At 29.6% G+C, this 23,915-nt stretch carries 21 protein-coding genes; 18 read left to right on the top strand and 3 right to left on the bottom strand.

The features are described from left to right. Positions 1-45 precede the first annotated feature (45 nt). Positions 46-1,305, top strand: coding sequence for an asparagine synthetase B (locus tag CXF68_RS10435; protein ID WP_198553795.1), 1,260 nt, complete (start codon positions 46-48; stop codon positions 1,303-1,305). Positions 1,306-1,311: 6 nt separating this feature from the next. On the opposite strand, the gene CXF68_RS10440 is transcribed toward CXF68_RS10435, so the two are convergent. After that, positions 1,312-3,027 (bottom strand): helix-turn-helix domain-containing protein, encoded by a 1,716-nt coding sequence (locus CXF68_RS10440; protein ID WP_101044433.1) that lies wholly within the window; start codon positions 3,025-3,027, stop codon positions 1,312-1,314. A gap of 319 nt (positions 3,028-3,346) precedes the next feature. Between CXF68_RS10440 and CXF68_RS10445 the strand changes: the two genes are divergently transcribed. Together CXF68_RS10445 and bshA are read left to right on the top strand one after the other, a co-directional pair. Beyond that, complete coding sequence (locus tag CXF68_RS10445) at positions 3,347-4,192, top strand: transketolase (RefSeq protein WP_101044435.1); 846 nt, start codon at positions 3,347-3,349, stop codon at positions 4,190-4,192. Positions 4,193-4,379: 187 nt separating this feature from the next. Continuing rightward, positions 4,380-5,510, top strand: coding sequence for an N-acetyl-alpha-D-glucosaminyl L-malate synthase BshA (bshA, locus tag CXF68_RS10450; protein ID WP_101044437.1), 1,131 nt, complete (start codon positions 4,380-4,382; stop codon positions 5,508-5,510). Between the two features lie 35 nt (positions 5,511-5,545). Here bshA and aroB read toward each other — a convergent pair whose 3' ends face one another. Continuing rightward, positions 5,546-6,604, bottom strand: a complete 1,059-nt coding sequence (aroB, locus tag CXF68_RS10455; protein ID WP_101044439.1) for a 3-dehydroquinate synthase — start codon at positions 6,602-6,604, stop codon at positions 5,546-5,548. A 105-nt stretch (positions 6,605-6,709) separates the two neighbouring features. Here aroB and CXF68_RS10460 point away from each other — a divergent pair, with 105 nt between their 5' ends. The 4 genes from CXF68_RS10460 to CXF68_RS10475 all read left to right on the top strand — a co-directional run bounded on the left by CXF68_RS10460 (position 6,710) and on the right by CXF68_RS10475 (position 10,458). Further along, positions 6,710-7,873 (top strand): proline dehydrogenase family protein, encoded by a 1,164-nt coding sequence (locus CXF68_RS10460; RefSeq protein ID WP_101044441.1) that lies wholly within the window; start codon positions 6,710-6,712, stop codon positions 7,871-7,873. After that, the gene (locus CXF68_RS10465; protein ID WP_101044443.1) at positions 7,873-8,175 is read left to right on the top strand and encodes an LETM1 domain-containing protein; all 303 of its coding nucleotides are present in this window, start codon (positions 7,873-7,875) and stop codon (positions 8,173-8,175) included. The genes CXF68_RS10460 and CXF68_RS10465 overlap by 1 nt, the downstream gene beginning before the upstream one ends. A 67-nt stretch (positions 8,176-8,242) precedes the next feature. Further along, positions 8,243-10,015: a translational GTPase TypA gene (gene typA, locus CXF68_RS10470; RefSeq protein WP_101044445.1), complete on the top strand. Its 1,773-nt coding sequence runs from the start codon at positions 8,243-8,245 to the stop codon at positions 10,013-10,015. A gap of 65 nt (positions 10,016-10,080) precedes the next feature. Continuing rightward, complete coding sequence (locus CXF68_RS10475; protein WP_101044447.1) at positions 10,081-10,458, top strand: hypothetical protein; 378 nt, start codon at positions 10,081-10,083, stop codon at positions 10,456-10,458. Positions 10,459-10,586: 128 nt separating this feature from the next. Here CXF68_RS10475 and CXF68_RS10480 read toward each other — a convergent pair whose 3' ends face one another. Next, positions 10,587-12,125: a sodium/proline symporter gene (locus CXF68_RS10480; RefSeq protein ID WP_101044449.1), complete on the bottom strand. Its 1,539-nt coding sequence runs from the start codon at positions 12,123-12,125 to the stop codon at positions 10,587-10,589. A gap of 263 nt (positions 12,126-12,388) precedes the next feature. Between CXF68_RS10480 and CXF68_RS10485 the strand changes: the two genes are divergently transcribed. The 11 genes from CXF68_RS10485 to hisIE all read left to right on the top strand — a co-directional run bounded on the left by CXF68_RS10485 (position 12,389) and on the right by hisIE (position 23,872). Then, the gene (locus CXF68_RS10485; RefSeq protein ID WP_101044451.1) at positions 12,389-12,949 is read left to right on the top strand and encodes a cysteine dioxygenase family protein; all 561 of its coding nucleotides are present in this window, start codon (positions 12,389-12,391) and stop codon (positions 12,947-12,949) included. A gap of 29 nt (positions 12,950-12,978) precedes the next feature. Then, positions 12,979-14,379 (top strand): aminotransferase class V-fold PLP-dependent enzyme, encoded by a 1,401-nt coding sequence (locus CXF68_RS10490; RefSeq protein WP_101044453.1) that lies wholly within the window; start codon positions 12,979-12,981, stop codon positions 14,377-14,379. 557 nt (positions 14,380-14,936) lie between these two features. Further along, entirely contained in the window at positions 14,937-16,466 is a 1,530-nt protein-coding gene (locus CXF68_RS10495; RefSeq protein WP_101044455.1) for a tetratricopeptide repeat protein, read from the top strand. A gap of 301 nt (positions 16,467-16,767) precedes the next feature. Continuing rightward, a complete protein-coding gene (gene hisG / locus CXF68_RS10500) occupies positions 16,768-17,625 on the top strand; it encodes an ATP phosphoribosyltransferase (protein ID WP_101044457.1) in 858 nt (285 codons plus the stop codon). Positions 17,626-17,635: 10 nt separating this feature from the next. Then, entirely contained in the window at positions 17,636-18,922 is a 1,287-nt protein-coding gene (hisD, locus tag CXF68_RS10505; protein ID WP_101047462.1) for a histidinol dehydrogenase, read from the top strand. After that, positions 18,915-19,946 (top strand): histidinol-phosphate transaminase, encoded by a 1,032-nt coding sequence (gene hisC, locus CXF68_RS10510; protein ID WP_101044459.1) that lies wholly within the window; start codon positions 18,915-18,917, stop codon positions 19,944-19,946. The genes hisD and hisC overlap by 8 nt, the downstream gene beginning before the upstream one ends. Positions 19,947-20,005: 59 nt before the next feature. Beyond that, a complete protein-coding gene (gene hisB / locus CXF68_RS10515; RefSeq protein ID WP_101044461.1) occupies positions 20,006-21,139 on the top strand; it encodes a bifunctional histidinol-phosphatase/imidazoleglycerol-phosphate dehydratase HisB in 1,134 nt (377 codons plus the stop codon). Positions 21,140-21,143: 4 nt separating this feature from the next. Further along, a complete protein-coding gene (gene hisH, locus CXF68_RS10520; RefSeq protein WP_101044463.1) occupies positions 21,144-21,725 on the top strand; it encodes an imidazole glycerol phosphate synthase subunit HisH in 582 nt (193 codons plus the stop codon). Positions 21,726-21,736: 11 nt separating this feature from the next. After that, positions 21,737-22,456: a 1-(5-phosphoribosyl)-5-[(5-phosphoribosylamino)methylideneamino]imidazole-4-carboxamide isomerase gene (gene hisA / locus CXF68_RS10525; protein ID WP_101044465.1), complete on the top strand. Its 720-nt coding sequence runs from the start codon at positions 21,737-21,739 to the stop codon at positions 22,454-22,456. An 82-nt stretch (positions 22,457-22,538) separates the two neighbouring features. Further along, on the top strand, positions 22,539-23,291 hold the full coding sequence (gene hisF / locus CXF68_RS10530; RefSeq protein WP_101044467.1) for an imidazole glycerol phosphate synthase subunit HisF: 753 nt from the start codon (positions 22,539-22,541) through the stop codon (positions 23,289-23,291). Further along, positions 23,288-23,872, top strand: coding sequence for a bifunctional phosphoribosyl-AMP cyclohydrolase/phosphoribosyl-ATP diphosphatase HisIE (gene hisIE, locus CXF68_RS10535; protein WP_101044469.1), 585 nt, complete (start codon positions 23,288-23,290; stop codon positions 23,870-23,872). Before hisF ends, hisIE begins: the two co-directional genes overlap by 4 nt. The last annotated feature ends 43 nt before the right edge of the window (positions 23,873-23,915 follow it).

Genomic DNA, 23,915 nt, shown 5'->3' on the forward strand with positions numbered 1-23,915 from the left:
GAATACACAATTGCTACTTAGTAATTGTGTATTTTAGTTTTTAATATGAAGAAAACGCTATTTTTACTATTATTTTTATTTCTTTCAAACTCAATTTTGGCATCATTTGTTTATGTGCCAATGAGTAGTGAAAATCAGAAGAATCATTTAAAAGCATACGGAATTGTTTATTACGCGCTACAAAATGGTTTAAAAGCAAAATGGTTGTTAAATTATGATGGAGGCGCTTTTTTAATAGAAAATAATGAATCGATAGTAAAAGAATGTAAAATACGGGGAGTTTCATATCAAGTAATTACAGATGCTAAATCGGCATTAATTTTAGAAGAAATTTCTTCACCCTCTAAAAATCAAGAAGCAGTAACTTTAGAAAAAGCACCAAAAATAGCAGTGTATTCACCAAAAGGCAAAATGCCTTGGGATGATGCCGTAACCATGGTATTAACCTATGCTGAAATTCCGTTTGATGTAATTTATGACGAAGAAGTACTGAATGATAAATTATTACTGTACGAGTGGTTGCACTTGCACCACGAAGATTTTACAGGGCAATATGGACGTTTTTATGGTGCGTTTAGAACTGCACCTTGGTATATTCAACAGAAAAAAGATGCAGAAGCATTGGCTACAAAATTAGGATACACTAAAGTTTCTGAAGAAAAAAGAGCAGTAGCCAAAAAAATACGTGATTATGTAGTTGGTGGAGGCTTTATGTTTGCAATGTGCTCAGCTACTGATAGTTTTGATATTTCTTTGGCTGCCGATGGTATTGATATTTGTGAAGGGATGTTTGATGGTGATGCATCTGAACCTAGTTATCAATCAAAAATAGATTTTAATAAAACATTTGCGTTTAAAGATTTTCAATTAATTAGAAACCCAACAACATACGAGTTTTCATCAATAGATATGACAAGAAAACGAAGAATAAAAAAAGAGGTGGATTATTTTACTTTAAAGGAGTTCTCTGCAAAATGGGATCAAGTACCAACCATGTTAACACAAAACCATACACAGTTGGTAAAAGGTTTTATGGGACAAACGACTTCGTTTGATTACAATACAATGAAATCTACTGTTATTGTTCTGGGAGAAAATAGTACCAACAAAGAAGGTAAATATATACATGGAACGAAAGGGAAAGGAATGTTTACTTTTTATGGTGGTCATGACCCTGAAGATTATCAGCATAGAATAGGTGATCCAAAGACAGAATTAGATTTACACCCTACATCACCAGGTTATCGTTTAATTTTAAATAATGTGCTTTTTCCTGCAGCAAAAAAGAAGAAGCAAAAAACATAATTATATTTAAATATTAATTTCCGTTTTCTCTAATTCTTTAATGAAATAAGAAGGTTTAATTTCTGTGAACTTATAAAAAGCTTTTGAAAAAGATTCTGCATTTTTAAAGCCAACTTCATTTGCTATAGCTTTAATAGTATATTTTCTTAATAAAGAATCTGTTTTTAACCTTTTAACAGTATAATTAATTCTTAGGTTATTAATGTAATTAGAAAAAGTAGTGTTTTTATGATGGTTTATTACTTTAGATAAATAATTAGTGTTCGTATTTACTTTATTAGCTAAAGCTTGTAAACTGTTATCACTATTTAAAAAAGCTTTTTCTTTTTCAAAAATATCTAGTTCTTTTAAAATTGAAGTAACAATATTGTTAGGTATATTATGTTTATTTGTAACAGTATTCTTTGTGTTTTGTATAGTTATATGTTTAATAGACTCCCTTTGATTAACTAAATCTAAAAAACGTTTCTTATAGATATTTCTTTTTTTTAATTGGTAAAGAATTAATAAGGTAGTTATAAAAAGAAGAGATAGGTAGATAAGTTTATTTCTTTTAGATTTTTGAATTTGTTTTTCTAACGTATATATAATCGCTTTTTTTTCAGCTAAAAGATTTGGGATGTCGTATTCTTCAGTAAAAGTTTTATCTAGTGATTTGTGTTGTTCATTTAGGGCATTTTTAATTTTTAATAATTTATCTAAATAATAAAGTTGTTTTTTAAAATTACTTTTTAATTTATAATGTTTAGTTAAATATTTAAAGGTGAACTGTAAGTTTTCTGAAGGTGATTTATGTAGTTGATGTAAAGAATCTACTTTTAAATAGTGTTTTAATGCTGAATTATGATTTTTTAAAGAATCGTAACATTTAGCTATTAAATAAAAATTATTTCTAAGAGCATAGTAATTTTCATCATCAATTAAGAAAGGTGTTACTTTATTGTAATAGGATATAGCTTTATTAAAGTTTTTTTGTTTAAAATTAATAGTGGCATATATTTTATTTAAATTACCTAAGTAAAAAGATGAGTCCATACTTTTTTTATAAATAGACTTTGCTTTATTACAATAGATATAAGCAGAATCATATTTTTTTAAGTGAATATAAGAAAAAGGCATATTAACAATAATGGAATAAAAATCAGATTTAGGATTGAAATATTGATTTTTTAAGACATAATTATATACTTGTTTGTATAGAATATTGGATTTTTTATGTTTTTTTTGTCTACTTTTTAATAGTGCCAAGAACATTTTGCTTATGTTTAACAGACTATCATTTTTTATTTTTTTTGTAATTTCTATTACTTTTAAGACATCGGTTAATGATTTGTTAATTACATTTTTATGAAGATAGTATTTACTTCTGTCAATATATATACAACTGGGAAAATTTTTGTTAGGTTTTGTTTCTGTTAGTTTTATTAATGAATCACAATAATTTAAATAAATATTTTCATCATTTTTTATATCAGCTAAATAATATTTGCCATTAACCATTTCCATAGTGTCTTTTTCTTTTATGGCTTTTGAAAAATAAGCATTTGCATATGTAATTGCTTTTAAGGTGTCGGGTTTACTTTCGTAAAATAAATCGGACAACTCGTTATAGCCTTTTTGAGATAAAGAATCTAAAGAAAAAGCAGTGTTTTGACTATTAATAGTTAAATTAATTATGAATAATAAAGAAAAAATAAGTGTTTTTTTTAAAAAAAAGGACATGTGTAAATATTATAAGCCTCAAATTTACTGTTTACGTTGTTAAAATAAGTCTTTTTTTTTGTGTTGATATTGAGGTATTTATGTTTTTTCTTACTCGGGTTTCATGAAAGTAGACTACCTTTTATTGCGTGTTAATAAAACATAGAGGTTCTTTGAGCTACGTAAACAAAAGGGTTCGAATACTAAATTATTTAGAAAGGGGAAATTAAATGAAAAAGAAATTTTACAACCACGAACCCTTTTTCTTTTAAGAATTAAAAAAAGAAATTGGCAATTGTTTTATAAACCGTTACTTTTGCTCACACAAAACAAAACAACAATGCCAACAACACAACAACTTCAAGATTTTACACAACAGGTTCGTAGAGATATCGTTCGAATGGTACATGCAGTTAGTTCAGGACATCCAGGAGGATCTTTAGGATGCGCAGAATTTTTAACATGTCTGTATCAAGAAATCATGGAGTATTCTACTGATTTTGAAATGGACGGTAATAAAGAAGATTTATTCTTTTTATCTAACGGACACATTTCACCGGTATATTACAGTGTTTTAGCTCGTAGTGGATTTTTTCCAGTAGCTGAGTTAGCAACCTTTAGAAAGTTAAATACTCGTTTACAAGGACACCCAACAACACATGAAAAATTACCAGGTATTCGTATCGCTTCAGGATCGTTAGGACAAGGTATGAGTGTTGCTATTGGTGCAGCAGAAGCTAAGAAGTTAAATGGAGATGATAAAATTGTATACACATTACATGGTGATGGTGAGCTACAAGAGGGGCAGAACTGGGAAGCAGCAATGTATGCATCAGGAAAAAAAATTGATAATTTAATTTCAACTATTGATGTAAACGAAAAGCAAATTGATGGTACTACAGATCAAGTATTAGCAATGGGAAGCTTAAAAGCTAAATTTGAAGCTTTTGGTTGGGATGTATTAGAAGTAAGAGAAGGAAATAATGTTGAAGCTATTTTAAGCGGAATGGCAGATGCAAAATCTCGTACAGGTAAAGGAAAACCAGTTTGTGTATTATTGTATACAGAAATGGGGAATGGTATCGATTTTATGATGAATACACATGCTTGGCATGGTAAAGCACCAAATGATGAGCAGTTAGCTGAGTCATTAGCTCAAAACCCTGAGACATTAGGAGATTATTAAAAGTTAAATTTTAGTAACAATATATTATAAACGTCATTACGAAGAAGTATGACGAAGTAATCTTAAAATATTAAGAGAACTTCACTTCTTTCGTAATGACGTTTTTTTTATGCTTTTATTCACAAAAAAACGTAAGTAAAATTGTAGATTTACGTCAATAACGATACTATAATAATCAAGCGTAAATATGAGAATAGGAATTGTATGTTATCCTACATTTGGAGGAAGTGGAGTAGTAGCAACTGAGTTAGGAATGGCATTGGCAGATAAAGGTCATGAAGTACATTTTATAACCTATAACCAACCCGTTCGATTAGACTTTTTTTCACATCGTTTACATTTTCATGAAGTTGTTTTAGAAGAGTATCCGTTGTTTCAATACCAACCTTATGAATTAGCTTTGTCTAGTAAAATGGTGGAAGTAGTTGAAAAGCACCAATTAGAAGTTTTACATGTACATTATGCTATACCACATGCGTATGCTGCGTATATGGCAAAAAAAATGTTAGAAGATAAAGGTATAAATGTAAAGGTAGTTACTACTTTACATGGTACAGATATTACTTTGGTAGGAAGTCACCCTACTTATAAAACTGCAGTAGAATTTAGTATTAATAAATCAGATGAAGTAACAACCGTATCTAATAGTTTAAAAGAAGATACGTTACGTTTATTTAATATTGAAAAAGACATTAAAGTGGTCTATAATTTTATTGATGGTGTAAAATATGACAATGCACATCAAACAGAATGTAAACGTATTGCATTGGCTAAACCAGAAGAGAAAATTTTAACACATGTAAGTAATTTTCGACCAGTGAAACGTACCGATGATGTGATTAAGATTTTTAATGAGATTCAAAAAGAAATTCCATCAAAATTATTAATGGTGGGGGATGGACCAGAGCGTTTAAAGGCAGAAAATTTAGTAAACAAATTTGGACTACAAGATAAAGTATTGTTTATGGGGAATAGTAGAGAAGTTGAGAAAATTCTATGTTATTCTGATGTGTTTTTATTGCCTTCAGAAACTGAAAGCTTTGGTTTAGCAGCCTTAGAAGCAATGGCAGCAAGTACGGCTGTGATATCAACAAATTGTGGAGGTTTACCAGAAGTAAATATTCATGGTAAAACAGGTTATTTAAGTAATCTTGGTGATGTAGATGATATGGCTAAAAACGCAATTAAAATATTAAGAGATACTACCGTTTTAAATCAATTTAAAATGAATGCTAAGGAGCATATTAAGTTATTCTCTTTAGAAAATATATTGCCTGTTTATGAAGCAATTTATAAAAGTTGTTCAGAGGTGGTTTAATATAAAAGCGCAACCTAAGTTGCGCTTTTTACATTTTATAAATTGTAATATTTTAAACTATCAATAATTAATTCACTCGGAACTTTACAATCTATTTTAAAATCTTCATAGTTTTTTAAGAGAACAAAATTAATCTCTCCGGCTACATTTTTCTTATCATGCTTCATTAACTCCATAATTGCAGAAAAATCTTCTTCTAAAATGATTACTTTGCCATAAATAGCGATAATAGCTTTCTTTAAATCTTGAAGATTATCAGAAGGAAAACCTAGAAGTTCGGCAGAAATATAGGCTTCACAAACGATACCAATAGCAATAGCTTCACCATGAGTTAAGTTTTCTTTAGCTGAGCTTTCTAAAAAATGAGACTCAATACCGTGCCCAATTGTATGCCCCCAATTTAAAACTTTACGAATACTTTGTTCTGTAGGATCCTCTAAAACAACCTCGTTTTTAATTTCAATAGAACGATGAATTAAGTCAATAATATTCAAATCTGCATTATCTTTAATCTCATTAAAAAGGCGAATATCATGTGTCATCCCGTATTTAATAATCTCAGCAGTACCAGATCTAATTTCACGAGCAATAAGTGTTTGTAAATATTCTGGATCAAGTACAATCATTTCAGGATTAGCAAACAAACCAATTTGATTTTTTAAAACACCTAAATCAACTCCAGTTTTACCACCAACAGAAGCATCAACCATGCTAAGTAGGGTAGTGGGAATATTAATAAAATCGATTCCACGTTTAAAAGTAGAAGCAACAAAACCACCTAAATCAGTAATAACACCACCCCCTAAGGTAATTAATAAGCTTTTTCTGTCGGCACCTAATTCGGTCATGGCATTCCAAACACCAACACAAGTTTCTATGTTTTTGTTAATTTCACCAGCCTCAATCTGAATTACTTCTATTGGTTTATCTGTTTCTAATAATTGTATAAATCGAGGATAACAATGTTCAAGAGTATTGTCATCAACCAGCATAAAGATAGATGAATAATTGTTTTTACGAATTAAGTTCGTTAACTCGTTATATGCCTTTTCATTAAAATGAATAGGGTATGTTACAGCTTGAATAGTAGTCATTGTAATCTATAATTTAGAGGCGAAAATAAATAGAAAAAATTAAAATAATATGATTACAGTCAGTTATATTTGTCTTTACAAACTATAGATTAAATTTTTTTAGTAATGACACTTTTTAATAATACAGAAACGGCTTTTAAATTAAAATCAGACTCAGAGTTAGAGCGTGCTTATTTTTTATTTAGAATGATACAAAACCAACCAATGGTTCGTATTGGTACAGCGGTAACTAATTTTGCATTAAAAGCACACTTGCCTGTTGAAGGATTAATTCGTTCTACGGTTTTTGATCATTTTTGTGGAGGTGTAACAGAAGATGATTGTTTACCTGTAATAGATAAAATGTTTACAAAAGGTAAAGTACATAGTGTGTTAGATTATTCTGTAGAAGGAAAAGAAGAAGAAGAAAGTTTTGATGATGTATTAAGAATGACATTAAAAACAATTGATTTTGCTGAAGAAAAAAAATCGATACCCTATGCTGTTTTTAAACCAACCGGATTTGGACGTTTTGCTTTGTACCAAAAGTTAACAGAGAAAAAAGAATTAACGGTAGAAGAAAAATCTGAATGGATTAAAGTAGTAGAACGTTTTCATACAGTTTGTAAATTAGCTGTAGCAAAAGATGTTCCTTTATTAATTGATGCTGAAGAGAGTTGGATGCAAGATGCAGCTGATAATTTGGTTGAAGAATTAATGGAGACATATAATAAAGAGAAAGCGATTGTTTTCAATACATTACAAATGTATCGTCATGATCGTATGGATTATTTAAGAGGTTTACATCAAAAAGCATATCAAAAAGGGTACCACATAGGTATGAAAGTAGTACGTGGTGCGTATATGGAGAAGGAACGTGAGAGAGCGGAAAAGAACGAATATGCCTCTCCAATTTGTAAAGATAAACCGGCTACTGATACTAATTATAACGAAGCAATTCGATTTATGATGGAACATAAAAGTATGGCTATTTTTGCAGGAACTCATAATGAAGAGAGTTCTTCTTTATTAATAGATTTAGCTAAAGAGTATAATGTTAAATCAAATGATAATCGTATGTGGTTTGGTCAGTTATATGGTATGAGTGATCATATAAGTTTTAACTTAGCAGAACAAGGCTATAATGTAGCAAAGTATGTTCCATTTGGTCCTGTACGTGATGTTATGCCTTATTTAATTCGTAGAGCAGAAGAAAATACTTCAATAGAAGGACAAACTTCTAGAGAACTTAATTTATTAAAAACAGAAAGAAAACGACGTAAATTGTAATGAATGCGGTTGATGAAATAAAGGAAGTAATAAAAAAAAATAAAAAAAGAGTAGCAAAAGAACTTCAAGAAAGTAAAGAATTAGTTTTTTTGGTTAAAAAATCTATTACCACAAAATTGACTGATGAAGAAAAGGGAAAGGTAAAAGAACAACTTTTAGATATTTGTAAAGCAATTCCTGCTTTTACTGTATTTATGCTACCCGGAGGCGCATTATTACTCCCTTTATTGATAAAATTAATTCCAGATATTTTGCCAAGTGCCTTTAGAGCAGACGATGAACCTTTAGAAGAAGAAAAATAATTCAGCTTCATTTTTATTGTTTTCATTTTTAAAACACTACTTTTGCAGCTTTAAAAAACGAGCAAGAATGCAACCAATTAGAAATATCGCTATTATAGCACACGTTGATCACGGTAAGACTACCTTGGTAGACAAAATTATAGATCAGGCAAAAGTTTTAGACGATCGTAAAGAACGTACTGACTTATTATTAGATAACAATGACTTAGAGCGTGAAAGAGGAATTACGATTCTTTCTAAAAACGTATCTGTAAATTATAAGAATACAAAAATCAATGTTATTGATACACCTGGTCACGCCGATTTCGGAGGAGAAGTAGAGCGTGTATTAAAAATGGCTGATGGTGTTTTATTATTAGTTGATGCATTTGAAGGCCCTATGCCACAAACTCGTTTTGTATTAGGAAAAGCCTTAGAATTAGGGTTAACACCAATTGTAGTTGTTAATAAAGTAGATAAAGAAAACTGTACTCCTGACATTGTTCATGAAAAAGTTTTCGATTTAATGTTTGCTTTAGAAGCTACTGAAGAGCAATTAGACTTTGCTACAATCTATGGTTCTGCAAAGAACAACTGGATGAGTACTGATTGGAAAAATGAAACTGATAACATCATACCTTTATTAGATGCTGTATTAGAATCTATTCCTGCTACTAAATACAACGAAGGAACTCCACAAATGCAAATTACTTCTTTAGATTTTTCTTCTTTTACAGGAAGAATTGCTATTGGACGTGTTTTTAGAGGAGATTTAGAAGCTGGTAAAGACTATATGTTATGTAAAGCAGATGGTTCTACTAAAAAAGTAAGAATTAAAGAATTGCACATATTCGAAGGAATGGGTAAAGTTCAAGTAGAAAAAGTTCCTTGTGGAGATATTTGTGCTATCACAGGTATTGATGGATTTGAAATTGGTGATACTATTGCTGATTTAGAAAACCCAGAAGCATTACCAAGAACAGAAATTGACCAACCTACAATGAGTATGTTGTTTACAATTAACAACTCTCCTTTCTTTGGTAAAGAAGGTAAATTTGTTACATCTCGTCACATTCGTGATCGTCTGTTTAAAGAATTAGAAAAAAACTTAGCATTAAAAGTTGAAACTACAGATTCTGAAGATAAATTTAATGTTTTCGGTCGTGGAGTATTACACTTATCTGTATTAATTGAAACAATGCGTCGTGAAGGTTATGAATTACAAGTGGGAAGACCACAAGTAATTATTAAAATGATTGATGGTAAGAAACATGAGCCAATGGAAACATTGTCTATTGATGTGCCAGAAGATGTTGCTTCTAAAGCTGTAAACTTAGTTTCTTTACGTAAAGGAGACTTAATGATTATGGAGCCTAAAGGAGATTTACAACACTTAGAGTTTACAATACCTTCTCGTGGATTAATTGGTTTAAGAAACAGAATTTTAACTGCAACTGCAGGTACAGCTATTATTAACCACAGATTTAGTGAATACGGTCCTTATAAAGGAGACTTTACGGAAGAAGTAAAAGGAGCAATTGTTTCTGCAGCAGCTGGTAAAGCAACTGCATATGCATTAAACCGTTTACAAGATAGAGGTAAATTCTTTATCGATGTTAACCAAGAGATTTATGTTGGCCAAGTAATTGGAGAGAACAGTAAATCTGATGAAATGGCTGTAAACTTAGTTAAAGGAAAGCAATTAACTAACATGCGTAAATCTGGTACAGATGAAGCTATGAAAATTGCACCGAAAGTAGATTTTTCTTTAGAAGAAAATATGGAATATATTAAAGCGGATGAGTATTTAGAAGTTACTCCATTAAGCTTACGTATGCGTAAAATTAATTTTAAAGCATAAGCTTTAAATTATATATAAATTAAAAAGCTCAAGTTTTAAACTTGAGCTTTTTTTATATTTGCAATATGAGTGAATTTAAACAACTTTTTACAATATTACAACAAAGCCTAACGAACGATGGCTTTGTTAAACTAACATTAAGTAAACCTCTTAGAAAAAGTGAAGGCTTAAAAAACGTATATATGCGTTTGTTTTTGATTGAAGGAAGAGAAATTTTTCAATTCAAATACCGTTATACTGAGGAAGAGATATATAAACAATTCTCTTTAAGCGAAGCAATAGCTGAAATAGAAAAACTATTACTAGAAACATTTAGGGGAGCAACGTTATTTACTTTAAATGAAGACTTACTAGTTATAGTTTCTAAAAAGAAATTAGTTTCTTATAGAGATAATGCTCCTAGTTTTAAAAATAAATTACCAGAAGTTCCATTAGAATCATAATAATTAATTTTGGTAGAATCATTGAAGTAATCTTATTTTGAACCTAAAGATTACTTCATACTTAAACTATTGTGGCTTTATGGCAAAATTAAATGATTAATAAGTATTCTCAATTTAAGATGAATTTATCATTCGGTTTCTGCATCAATTTTTTCAATCATTTTTATAGCCTCAATCCTTGGAGGATACATTTTAGATACGATTAAACCAGCGATCATTGCCACCGCAAAAGAAGGCGCGAGTACATCAAGAGCAACGAAATATTCACCAACACTATCCATTTCTTTAAAAACAAAGTTGAATAATATCACAGCTATAAATCCTGATATCATAGAGGCAATAGCTCCTTTTTCAGAATAACCTTTCCAAAAGAGCGATAGAATAATTACAGGGCAAAATGTAGCTGCAATTCCAGACCAACCAAAAATTATGACCCAAAAGACTTGCCTGTCTGGAGATACATAATTCATAATCATGGCAATTATTAAAGCTGTAAAAGCCATAATAACTGTTGATATTCTAGATATTTTGGTAAGGCTTTCATCTTTTATTTCTGGTCTAAATATTTTCTGATAAAAATCTCTTGTAATGGCACTTGAAGCTAATATTAAAAGAGAATCAATGGTAGACATTATAGCAGATAAAACGATGGCTACAAAAATCGCTACCAAAATTGTAGGTAAAAAACTTTCAGTAATCATACTTAAAACATTCTCTCCATTATTACCTAAAATTGCCTCTGGGTTTTGTCCTTCTTTTGTGAAATAAATACGAGCAAGTATTCCAATAGTAACAGCAGCAGCATCTGTTAGTAATGTAAAAGCAGTGGCTACCCATTTACCTTTGTCTACTTCCTGTTCATTTTTTATAGACATAAATCGAACATATACTTGCGGAGAACCTAAAAATCCTAAACCAATCATTGAGAACCCTAAAATTGTAAAAAGATTCATCCAGTCATCAGTACTTCTACCCATAATTTGTGTTAGTGTTGGGTCTATAGCATTTAACCCTTCAGTAATTCCTGCGCCATGATCCATAGAAAACCATACAACGATAGGTAATAAGACCAATCCGAAAAACATAAGTAACCCCTGAAATAAGTCTGACCAAACCGCAGCAACAAAACCACCAATAAATATATAAGTAAGAACAATTAAAAAACCGATTAAAGCTCCTATTTTATAGTCGATTCCAAGCATCGATTTAAAAGCAACGCCAGTAACATCTATTTGTGAAGCAACATATATTACAATAAAAATTACGAGAACAGATGCTGCTATAATTCTTAGTGTGTGTGTTGATGATTTAAAATGACTTTGAAGGTAATCAGGAATTGTAATAGCTCCATATGCATCAGATCTTCTTTTAAAACGTTTTGCCATAAATTGCCAGGAAACAAATACTCCAAGTAATTCTCCTGCAACAACCCAATATCCAGAATAACCTGCGATAGCACCCATTCCGGTAAGACCAATCAGCAACCAACCAGATTCACCAGTTGCTCTTGCTGAAAAAGCAACAGCCCAAAAGCCCATTTTTTTTCCACCTACATAATAATCACTCATTCCTTTAATTCGGCGAGAAGCAAAAATTCCAATTAGAAATAAAATCGCAACATAAACAGCTAATACAGCTATTTTTATTATAAAGTTTTGGTCTTGCATAGTGGTTGATTATTGATTCGTTTTAAGGCAATTTTGTTGGTCTATAATCTAAAATAAATCGAAAAATAAAGAGTTTTAATGATTTTAAAAGTACTAAATAATATGTGATAAAGGGTGTTTTTTATGATAAAAAGCTTAAAAATGGTTCGAAAATGGTTCAAAAACGGCATAAAAAACTTATATTTGCAAAACTTGTATGATTGAAATAATCATATCAAGTTCTTTAGTTGGATTTAGGGATTGACCTTGGATTTGTACATTAAATGAATAAAAAAAAGCAAAACATTATTTTAAATTCAAACGAACACACACCTACAACACTTCAATCACTAGACGAATTAGTCACAGCCCTTTCAGAAGGAGAGAGGACGACTTACAATCACATAATACACTCAATAAAATTTCCAGCAAACGTTTTTGAAGGTTATAGTTCATGGTCTAACGACTGTTATACTCGAAATTGCATAATTAATAATGAAAAGTTTGAATTAATACTGCTTTGTTGGGAGCAAGGACAAATCACACCAATTCACGATCATGGAGGTGAAGAGTGTTGGGTAAAAGTTGTTGAAGGAGAATTTAGAGAAACGATTTATAAAGAAGATGATATGGGAGAGCTTAATTTTGTTAAGTCTACTATTTCAAAAACGAATGGAGTTACTTACATGAAGGACTTTATGGGGTTTCATAGTTTAGAAAATATATCAAAAAAAAGAAGTATGTCTCTTCATTTGTATGCAAAACCGATACGTAAGTGTAGAGCGTTCGACGAGAAGACAAAAACATTTATAAATAGAAAACTTACTTATTGTACGACAGTGTAATTAGTAATAAACTTAAAAGAATAAAAAAAATGTCTGATATAAGTAACGATTTAGCTTTGTTTAACGAACTTGCAGAAGCTTTAATTACTGAAGAAGAAAAAAATCCTGTAGCTAAAAGAATAGACTCAAATAAATTGTACGATACTATTGATCTTTCGCTAAATGATTCAGCAATGATTGATGATGAGTTTAAATTTTTATTAAAAGAAATACTTGCTTCAACACCAAAAACAGCAACAAATTTATTTTTTAACCAACTTTTTGGAGGCAGACAAAGTAAAGCTGTTTTAGGAGATTTATTAGCTGTTTTACTTAACAATAGTATGTATACTTACAAAGTCGCAGGTCCGCAAGTTGGTATTGAGCAAGAAATTATAAGACAATCTTGTGATTTAGTGGGGTACGGGTTAGATAGCAATGGTACATTTCCTACAGGAGGCTCTATGAGTAACTATATGGCGTTAATAATGGCTCGTGATGCTAAGGACCCAACTTGTAGGTTTGACGGGATGACCAAACCATTGATTGTTTATACTTCTAAAGAATCACATTATTCGAATGCAAAAAACGCTAGTTTTGCAGGAATTGGAAGAAATAATATTCGTTATATTCAAGCTGATAACAAAGGGAAAATGATTCCTGAAAAATTAGAAGCACAAATAAAAGAAGATATACAAAAGGGAGGTATTCCAACCTATGTAAATGCTACTGCTGGAACAACTGTTTTAGGAGCTTTTGATCCAATAGATAAAATTGCAGATATTACAGAAAAATATAAAGTATGGCTTCATGTAGATGGAGCGTATTGCGGTAGTGTAATTTTTAGCGAAAAATATAAACACCTTATAAAAGGAGTTGAAAGATCTAATTCTTTTAGCTATAATGCGCATAAAATGCTAGGCACACCATTAACTTGTTCGATTATTTTAGTGAATGATAAAAAGCATTTATACGATTCATTTAGTAATGATGCTGAGTACTTATATCAAACAGACGGAGATGATTTTAACTTAGGAAAAACATCTTTTCAATGTGGAAGGAGAAATGATGCTTTAAAATTTTGGACATTATGGAAGTCTATTGGAACAAACGGATTAAAGAAAATTGTAGAGCAACAATTTAGTTTAGCAAATGTAGCACTTGATTATCTTAAAAATAATCCTGATTATACTTTGTATAGTTTTGATGATTCCATTTCTATCTGTTTTAATTATAAGAATATTGATCCAACAGTACTTTGTACAGCATTGTATGAACATCAAATTACAGTTGTAGGTTTTGGAGCTTTTAAAGAAAATAGTTTTATTAGGTTGGTAACTATTAATGCAAATAACGAAAAAATAGATATATTGAATTTCTTTAAAGTATTAGAAGAATTTGTGGAGAATACAATGATTTTAACAACACAAAAGGAAAAAGTTACTTCATAAAAAATTACTATTTGTCTTTTAAATTATTAAGATAAATAATCTTAATAATTTAAATTAAAAAAAATAAAACCACCTTTAAAGGTGGTTTTATTTTTTTTAAAAAAGTGTGTTGTTGTGTTTGTTTTAAATAAAAAAACTACCATAACATCTATAGGGAATAATGTTTTTGGTAGTTTATAAAAATTAATTAATAAGGAAGGGTATAATTAATAAAAGGGGGATTAATTAAAGAAGTTATTTAATTAAGGGGGTAATAACTTCGGTGCAAATATATAAGGGTAAAGAGCTCATAAATTGATTGTAGTGATTTTGATGTATATTTTATGCCAATTAACTAATATGTAATTATAGATATGAACGAGTCTATGTTTTTGTTTTAGAGTGTTTTGTGTGTTTTTAAATTGTCATTTTTTTTAAAAAAATATTTTGTTACTGTTTTTTCTTTATAAAACCACTAAAGAGGTATTTATACTTTATGTAGTATATTTGACGTATATTTAGAGGGTTATTATACGAGGAATTTAATTGAATTTCTACGTGAAAATATTATGAAGTGTATGAGGAGCATTTTTTTTAAAAGTAAAAGATATTTAGTATTTGTATTTTTTCTGTTTTCTGTTATAAACATAAATGGGCAGCAAAAAGAAAATATTTCAGAAAAAGAATACGAGAAAATAATCGTTAAAGGCTTTTATAAATTTCAAAATAATGAAAAATCACAGTTTTTAGATAGCTTATTAACAATCATAAAACTTAATAAGTTTACTGTAAAGGAAGATTCAATCAATAGTAAAATATTATACTTAAAAGGAGTTAATAATCTTGAATTAAAAAGATTTAAAAAGGCGGAAAATTTATTCATTGAATCATTTGAATTAGCAAAAAACACAAACGATATATTTTTAATCGGTTCTATATATAATGCTAGAGGGCTTATTTTTTCATCAGAATATAAAAATGTTGTTAAAGCTGCATTGTATTATAAAAAAGCAATTGCAAATTATAGTGAGGTTGGTAACTTATTACAATTAATTAACACATATTATAATTTAGTTATAAATGCGAGGTTACGTGGGGAATGGGATGAATCTATAACTTATGCAAAAAGTTTTTTAAAGTTAATTTTAAAAGACAGTAAAAGAACTGATGGGATAGGTCAAATATATTACTTTATTGCAGACAGTTATTTTGAACTAGGAATGAGTGAAAAAGCTTTAATAAATTTAGAAAATGCAGAAAAATTTGTTCCTACAGATAATAGTAAATTCCATAGTTTAATTAACAGTGCGTATGCAAAATACTATGAAAGTAAAGGAGATTATATATTAGCTTTACAAAAATATAAAGAGGTAAATAATGATTTAGAAAAAAAGATTATTAGTGATAATTTAAGAATCAAAGAATCTTTTGTAAATGAATTGGAACTAGAAAGTGAATTAAAGAATAAACAAAACCTTATTATTAATAATCAAAAAACGAAACTTATTGTAAGTGGTATAATCGCGATTTTTTTTATTGGATTAACCATTTTTTTTATTTTCTTACGTAGAAATAATAACAAAAAAAATAAACAAATTGAAAATTTAAATACCGATTTAAACCAGTTAATAACTGATTTAAAGATAAATAATGAAGTTATACTTGATAAAAAAAATGAAATTGAAATTCTTCTAAATTTAAATGAGCAAGCATTGTTTTCTCGAGTTTTAAAAGTATCAACGTATAATGATGCTATTCGAAAAATTACTGATGATATCGAAAATATTCCAAATGCATCTAGTTATTTAATTAACATAAATACAAAATTATTAAGTTTAATTTCTGAAGAAGAATTATGGAATGATTTTAAAATTCAATTTGAGAAAATCAGACCAAATTTTTTTAGTAAATTAAAAAAAATATCTCCTAATTTATCAGTTAACGATTTAAAACACTGTACTTATATTGTATCTAATTTAAAGAGTAAAGAAGTTTCACAATTAATAAGTGTATCACCAAGAAGTGTTGAAACTACGAGGTATAGGTTGAAGAAAAAAATGGGCTTAGAAAAAGAAGATAGTTTGTATGATTTTTTAATTGACTTATAGGCATATATTAGAATTCTAAGCATAAATAAACTACTAAAAATATTTATTTTTAAATTTTCATGAAAAAGGTTGTGTATTTAAAATAAAAGACAAACATTTGCAGTAATAAAAGTAAGAACATGAATTTTAATCAATTACATCACCATCATCATCATATTTGCACTCAAGCGAACTGAAGATGTATTGAATAAAATCAAAATATATTTTAAACCCGTTTGAGTAAATCAAACGGGTTTTTTATTTCCAAATAAAAGGAAATTATCTTCACGCTACGGTTTACTCAAATTAATTAACAAACAATATGAGTAAATTAAGAATAGCAATTCAAAAATCAGGTAGATTAAATCAAGATTCATTACAACTTTTAAAAGACTGTGGAGTTTCTATAGACAATGGAAAAGACCAATTAAAAGCTTCAGCAAGTAATTTTCCATTAGAAATTTTTTATTTAAGAAATGGTGATATTCCTCAGTATTTAAATGACGGTGTTGTTGATGCAGCAATTATTGGAGAAAATTTATTAGTAGAAAAAGGAGGAGATATTAAATTTATAGAAAAACTAGGCTTTTCTAAATGTAAAGTATCTTTAGCCGTTCCTAAAGGAGAAGAGTATAATGGGTTATCATATTTTCAAGATAAAAGAATAGCAACTTCATATCCGAATACTGTTCAAAATTTCTTAGCTTCAAAAAATATAACAACTCAATTACACATTATAAATGGTTCTGTAGAAATAGCTCCGAATATTGGACTTGCAGATGGTATTTGTGATATTGTATCTAGCGGTTCTACACTATTTAAAAACAACTTAAAAGAAGTTGAAGTAATTTTAAAATCGGAAGCTGTTTTAGCTGTTTCACCTAAATTAGGTACAATACAACAAGAAATTTTAAATAAATTACAGTTTAGAATTCAATCGGTTTTAAAAGGAAGAAGATCAAAATATATTCTTTTAAACGCTCCAAATAATAAGCTAGCTGAAATTATAGATATTTTACCAGGAATGAGAAGTCCAACTGTATTGCCATTGGCAGAAGAAGGTTGGAGTTCGGTACACTCAGTATTAGATAAAAATGAATTCTGGGAAATTATTGATGAGTTAAAGAATAACGGAGCAGAAGGTATTTTAGTTTGTCCAATAGAAAAAATGGTTGTTTAAAAAAAGAGAGATGAAAGCGATAGAATTAAATAAAAATAATTGGAAGTCATTATTACAGCGACCAACAAAGACGGTAGAAGATATAGAAGAAACTGTTAATAAAATATTCAAAGAAGTTAAAGTTAGTGGGAATGTTGCTATAAATAAATACACTTCTCTTTTTGATGGTGTTAATTTAGAAACGATAGAAGTTACTTCTGATGAAGTTGTAAATGCAAGTAAGTTCGTATCAGAAGAATTAAAAGTAGCGATTGAACAAGCAAAAAATAATATTGAAGTATTTCACACAGCTCAAAAAACGGCAAGAGTAGCAGTCGAAACAACAAGTGGCGTATTGTGCTGGCAAGAAAAAAGAGGAATTGAAAAGGTAGGATTATATATTCCTGGAGGAACAGCTCCTTTATTCTCTACCGTTTTAATGTTGGCAGTTCCTGCAAAAATAGCAGGATGTAAAGAAGTTGTTCTATGCTCTCCACCAGATAAAAACGGAGAAATAAATCCAGCTATTTTATATACAGCAGGTATTTGCGGAGTAACTAAAATCTATAAAGTTGGCGGAATACAAGCGATAGCAGGTTTAACATTTGGTACAGAAACAATACCCAAAGTGTCTAAAATATTCGGACCAGGGAATCAATATGTAACTGTAGCAAAACAATTAGCAACTAAATACGGAGTTGCTATTGATATGCCTGCCGGACCAAGCGAATTATTGGTTATTGCTGATGATTCAGCGAATCCAACATTTGTAGCTTCAGATTTACTAAGTCAAGCAGAACACGGAGCAGATAGTCAAGTAGTTTTAGTATCTGATTCTAAAGAATTAATTGATAACGTTTCTAGTGAGATACAAAAACAGGTCTTAGACCTGCCAAGAAAAGAAATTATTGAAGAAGCTTTAAAAAACACAAAAGCTATTTTAATTAGAGATGAAGGGGAAGCAATTAATTTTGTGAACGATTATGCGCCAGAACACTTAATAATAGCAACAGAAAATGATGATTTTTTTATTGATAAAATAATAAACGCGGGCTCGGTATTTATAGGTAATTACACACCTGAAAGTGCAGGAGATTATGCTTCGGGAACAAACCACACATTACCAACAAACGGATTTGCAAAAGCCTATTCAGGTGTAAATTTAGATAGTTTTACGAAGAGTATTACGTTTCAAAAAATATCTAAAGAAGGTATTCAAAATATAGGTAAAACAATTGAGTTAATGGCGACAGCAGAAGGTTTAGAAGCTCACAAAAATGCAGTTACACTAAGATTAAAAGAAATTAATAATGTTTAATTTAAATAAAATAGTTCGTCCAAATATTCAAAAACTTCAAGCATATTCATCAGCAAGAGATGAGTTTAAAGGAACTGCTGAAGTATATTTAGATGCAAATGAAAATCCTTTTGGGTTATTAAATAGGTATCCCGATCCTAAGCAAACAAAAATTAAAGAGCGATTAACTGAGATAAAAGGCATTGCTAAAAATCAAGTTTTTATAGGAAACGGAAGTGACGAGATAATTGATTTAGCATTCAGAATTTTCTGTGAGCCTGGAAAAGATAAAGCGTTAACTTTTTCTCCTACTTATGGTATGTATGATGTATCAGCAAATATTAACGATGTTGAATTAATTAAGCAACCTTTGGTAAACGATTTTCAAATAAGTTTAAACCAATTAGAACCATATTTAGATATGGACGATGTAAAAATTATTTTCATTTGCTCTCCTAATAATCCTACAGGTAATTGTTTTGAAGATGAAAGCATCGAATATATTTTAGATAATTATAATGGAATCGTAATTATAGATGAAGCATATATAGATTTTAGCTCAAGAGAATCTTTTATAAAAAAGATAGCTAAATATCCAAATTTAATTGTGAGCCAAACTTTTAGTAAGGCTTGGGGATTAGCGGGTGTTAGAGTGGGAGCAGCATATGCTAATTCAGCTATAATTAATTTGTATAATAAAGTAAAACCACCATACAACGTAAGTACTTTAAATCAAGAAGCTGTATTAATAGCATTAAATAATTTAGCTGAATTTGAGATAAATAAAAACAGTATTATCAACGAAAAAGAAAAGTTGATCAGTGAGTTGGGAAATATTGAATTGGTCAAAAAAATATACCCATCAGGAGCTAATTTTATTTTAATAGAAGTAACAGAAGCAGATTTAATATATAACCAATTAGTTGCTGAAAAAATTATAATTCGTAATAGAAATACGCTGGTAAATAATTGTTTACGAATTACTGTTGGTAGTTCAAAAGAAAACGCACAACTAATTAAAGCATTAAAATCAATATCAAGTTAATAGTTATCTCTAGAGCAAATAAGAGATTTTTAACAAGTATTTGATTTAAAACAAGAAACATGAAAAAAGTATTATTTATAGATAGAGATGGAACCTTAATTAAAGAACCAGCAGATGAGCAAACAGATTCATTTGAAAAATTAGAATTTTATCCGAAGGTATTTCAAGGGTTAAGTAAGATAGCAAGCGAGTTAGATTTTGAATTGGTATTGGTAACAAATCAAGATGGTTTAGGAACAAAAGTATACCCTGAAACAACTTTTTGGCCAGTTCACAATTTTGTAATGAAAACTTTAAAAGAAGAAGGAATTATTTTTTCAGAAGAAATTATTGATAGAACTTTTGCAAAAGACAATCAACCTACTAGAAAACCAAATACAGGTTTGCTAACGAAGTTTTTTTCTGAGGAATATGATTTAGCGAATTCATTTGTAATAGGAGATCGTTTAACAGATGTTGAACTAGCTAAAAATTTAGGTTCTAAAGGAATTTATATTAATGATGAAACCTTTTTAGGAACAGACGAAATAACTGTAAAAAGAAGTGAATTAGATGAATTTATCGCTTTAGAAAGTAGTGACTGGAATGCTATTTACGAGTTTTTAAAATTAGAAGAAAGAACTTCAGGAATTGTTAGAAATACTAATGAAACTAAAATTGATATTCAATTAAATCTAGATGGTACAGGTAAAAGTACTATTAATACAGGAATCGCTTTTTTTGACCACATGTTAGATCAAATTGCGCGTCACGGACAGATGGATTTAAACATACAAGTTAAAGGAGATTTAGAGGTTGACGAACACCACACAATTGAAGATACAGCGATTGCTTTAGGGGAAGTTTTTAATAAAGCGTTAGGTAATAAATTAGGTATTGAACGATACGGATTTTGCTTGCCAATGGATGATTGTTTGGCACAAGTAGCTATCGATTTCGGAGGTAGAAATTGGCTAGTTTGGGAAGCTGATTTTAAAAGAGAAATGGTCGGTAAAATGCCAACTGAAATGTTTTTTCACTTTTTTAAATCGTTTACTGATGGAGCTAGGTGTAATTTAAACATTAAGGCAGAAGGTGCAAATGAGCACCATAAAATAGAAGCGATTTTTAAAGCATTTGCAAAAGCAATAAAAGTAGCAGTAAAAAGAGATAGTAGTAAAATGATTTTACCATCAACTAAAGGAACTTTATAATAAGATGATTGCAATTATAAAATACAATGCTGGTAATATACGGTCGGTTCAAAATGCCATTACTCGTTTAGGATATGAGAGTATAATTACAGATGATCCTCTTGAAATACAGCAAGCAGAAAAAGTGATTTTTCCTGGTGTTGGTGAAGCTAGTTCGGCAATGGCATATTTAAAAGAACGAAAACTAGACGAACTTTTAGTATCTTTAAAACAACCTGTTTTAGGAATTTGTTTAGGGTTACAGCTTATGTGTAACTCTTCAGAAGAAGGAAATACAACATGTCTAGGAATTTTTGATACGCAAACAAAACAGTTTCCACCATTAAAAAAAGTGCCACACATGGGGTGGAATAATTTTAAGGAAATAAAAGCATCAAAAATAACAGAAAATTTAACCATCTCTGATGATGTATATTATGTACATGGTTATTATGCTGATATCTGTAAAAACACCATTGCAAGCTGTAATTACATTCAGCCATTTAGTTCAATTATGCAAAAAAATAATTTTTATGCAATGCAGTTTCACCCAGAAAAATCGGCAAGCATAGGAGAAAAATTATTAAAAAACTTTTTAGAGTTATAAAACTAGAAAAAATGAGAATTATACCCGCTATAGATATTATTGAAGGAAAATGTGTACGCTTAACAAAAGGTGATTATGCAACCAAAAAAATATATAATGAGAACCCTGTAGAAGTAGCTAAAGAGTTTGAAGACAACGGAATTGAATATTTACACTTAGTAGATTTAGATGGTGCAAAATCGCAACATATTGTAAACTATAAAATCTTAGAACAGATCGCTGCTAAAACCAATTTAAAAATTGATTTTGGAGGCGGATTAAAATCTGACGAAGATTTACGTATTGCTTTTGATAACGGAGCAAATCAAATAACAGGAGGAAGTATTGCTGTTAAAAATTCTGAGGTATTTACAGGATGGTTTGCTAAGTACGGAGCTGATAAAATTATTTTAGGAGCTGATTGTATTAATAGAAAAATAGCGACCCACGGATGGTTAGAAACATCAGAAGTAGATGTTATTGATTTTATTAAGCAATATGAAAAAATAGGTTTAAAAAGCACTATTTGTACAGATGTAGCTAAAGACGGAATGTTACAAGGTGCCTCAGTTGATTTATACCAAGAAATTTTAAATAAAAGCGCTATAAATTTAATAGCAAGTGGAGGTGTTTCTAAAATAGAAGACTTACTTCGATTGAAAGAAATAGGTTGTGAAGGTGCTATTTTAGGAAAAGCTATTTATGAAAATAGAATTTCATTAAAACAACTAAAAAATTTTATAATAAACTAATACGTCATTACGAGGAAGAATAACGAAGTAATCTTTCTATAATTAAAGATTGTTTCATTCATAATGGCAATAATTATTAAACATGTTAAAAAAAAGAATAATACCTTGTTTAGATATTAAAAACGGAAGAACTGTAAAAGGTGTCAATTTTATTGATATTAAAGATGCAGGAGACCCTATTGAGTTAGCAAAGCAGTATGTAAAAGACGGCGCTGATGAGTTGGTTTTTTTAGATATTACTGCAACATTAGAAAATAGAAAAACACTTGTTGACTTGGTTGAAAAAATAGCGCAAGAGATAAACATCCCTTTTACCGTTGGTGGAGGTATAAGTTCTGTTGATGATGCGTTGGCTTTAATTAAAGCAGGGGCAGATAAGGTTAGTGTTAATTCATCTGCAGTTAAAAATCCGCAACTAATAACCGATTTAAAAAATCGTTTCGGAAGTCAGTTTGTAGTAGTTGCTATCGATACTAAAAATGTAAATAATGAATGGAAAGTGTTTACAAAAGGAGGTACAAATGAAACTACTTTAGAAACGGTAGCTTGGGCTAAAGAAGTTGAAAAACTAGGAGCAGGTGAAATTTTACTAACATCAATGAATAATGACGGTACCAAAGCAGGTTTTGCAATTGATATTACAAACAATGTTAGTAAAGCGATAAATATTCCTGTAATAGCATCAGGCGGAGCAGGGAAGGAAGAGCATTTTAAAGAGGTGTTTACAAAAACAGAAGCAAGTGCAGGTTTGGCAGCAAGTATTTTTCACTTTGCAGAAATACCAGTACCAAAATTAAAAGAATACTTAAAAGAACAAAACATACCAGTACGATGAATATAGATTTTACAAAAGGAAACGGATTAGTACCTGTAATAATTCAAAATAATACCACATTACAAGTTTTAATGCTGGGGTATATGAATGAAGCAGCTTTCTTAAAAACAAAAGAGGAAAAAAAAGTAACTTTTTTTAGTAGAAGTAAAAATAGGTTATGGACAAAAGGAGAAGAATCTGGTAATTTTTTAGAAGTAAAAGATATTCAAATCGATTGTGATAACGATACTATTTTAATAAAAGCGTTACCAGCAGGACCAACTTGTCATAAAGGAACTACTTCTTGTTTTGCAGATGAAACTCCAAAAGGATTTTTATATGAATTAGAACGAATTGTTAGCGATCGTATAGATACTAACGATGAAAAATCATATACAAACAAATTGTATAAAAGAGGTATTAATAAAGTAGCACAAAAAGTAGGGGAAGAAGCCGTAGAGTTAGTTATTGAAGCAAAAGATAATGATGCTGATTTATTTAAAAATGAAGCTGCCGATTTGTTCTATCATATTATAATTCTTTTAAAAGCAAAAGGGTTTACGTTAGCTGAAATAGAAGCAGTTTTGAGAGAGAGGAATTAGAGTTTCTTTGCTAACAGCTCATAAATCCCATTTTTAATGGGGT

Source organism: Tenacibaculum sp. Bg11-29, from assembly GCF_002836595.1.
Classification (GTDB): domain Bacteria; phylum Bacteroidota; class Bacteroidia; order Flavobacteriales; family Flavobacteriaceae; genus Polaribacter.

Excerpts from the sequence above, each read along its gene's own strand:
- CXF68_RS10435 (WP_198553795.1), top strand. The coding sequence starts at position 46 with ATGAAGAAAACGCTATTTTTACTATTATTTTTATTTCTTTCAAACTCA.
- CXF68_RS10440 (WP_101044433.1), bottom strand. The coding sequence starts at position 3,027 with ATGTCCTTTTTTTTAAAAAAAACACTTATTTTTTCTTTATTATTCATA.
- CXF68_RS10445 (WP_101044435.1), top strand. The coding sequence starts at position 3,347 with ATGCCAACAACACAACAACTTCAAGATTTTACACAACAGGTTCGTAGA.
- bshA (WP_101044437.1), top strand. The coding sequence starts at position 4,380 with ATGAGAATAGGAATTGTATGTTATCCTACATTTGGAGGAAGTGGAGTA.
- aroB (WP_101044439.1), bottom strand. The coding sequence starts at position 6,604 with ATGACTACTATTCAAGCTGTAACATACCCTATTCATTTTAATGAAAAG.
- CXF68_RS10460 (WP_101044441.1), top strand. The coding sequence starts at position 6,710 with ATGACACTTTTTAATAATACAGAAACGGCTTTTAAATTAAAATCAGAC.
- CXF68_RS10465 (WP_101044443.1), top strand. The coding sequence starts at position 7,873 with ATGAATGCGGTTGATGAAATAAAGGAAGTAATAAAAAAAAATAAAAAA.
- typA (WP_101044445.1), top strand. The coding sequence starts at position 8,243 with ATGCAACCAATTAGAAATATCGCTATTATAGCACACGTTGATCACGGT.
- CXF68_RS10475 (WP_101044447.1), top strand. The coding sequence starts at position 10,081 with ATGAGTGAATTTAAACAACTTTTTACAATATTACAACAAAGCCTAACG.
- CXF68_RS10480 (WP_101044449.1), bottom strand. The coding sequence starts at position 12,125 with ATGCAAGACCAAAACTTTATAATAAAAATAGCTGTATTAGCTGTTTAT.
- CXF68_RS10485 (WP_101044451.1), top strand. The coding sequence starts at position 12,389 with ATGAATAAAAAAAAGCAAAACATTATTTTAAATTCAAACGAACACACA.
- CXF68_RS10490 (WP_101044453.1), top strand. The coding sequence starts at position 12,979 with ATGTCTGATATAAGTAACGATTTAGCTTTGTTTAACGAACTTGCAGAA.
- CXF68_RS10495 (WP_101044455.1), top strand. The coding sequence starts at position 14,937 with ATGAGGAGCATTTTTTTTAAAAGTAAAAGATATTTAGTATTTGTATTT.
- hisG (WP_101044457.1), top strand. The coding sequence starts at position 16,768 with ATGAGTAAATTAAGAATAGCAATTCAAAAATCAGGTAGATTAAATCAA.
- hisD (WP_101047462.1), top strand. The coding sequence starts at position 17,636 with ATGAAAGCGATAGAATTAAATAAAAATAATTGGAAGTCATTATTACAG.
- hisC (WP_101044459.1), top strand. The coding sequence starts at position 18,915 with ATGTTTAATTTAAATAAAATAGTTCGTCCAAATATTCAAAAACTTCAA.
- hisB (WP_101044461.1), top strand. The coding sequence starts at position 20,006 with ATGAAAAAAGTATTATTTATAGATAGAGATGGAACCTTAATTAAAGAA.
- hisH (WP_101044463.1), top strand. The coding sequence starts at position 21,144 with ATGATTGCAATTATAAAATACAATGCTGGTAATATACGGTCGGTTCAA.
- hisA (WP_101044465.1), top strand. The coding sequence starts at position 21,737 with ATGAGAATTATACCCGCTATAGATATTATTGAAGGAAAATGTGTACGC.
- hisF (WP_101044467.1), top strand. The coding sequence starts at position 22,539 with ATGTTAAAAAAAAGAATAATACCTTGTTTAGATATTAAAAACGGAAGA.
- hisIE (WP_101044469.1), top strand. The coding sequence starts at position 23,288 with ATGAATATAGATTTTACAAAAGGAAACGGATTAGTACCTGTAATAATT.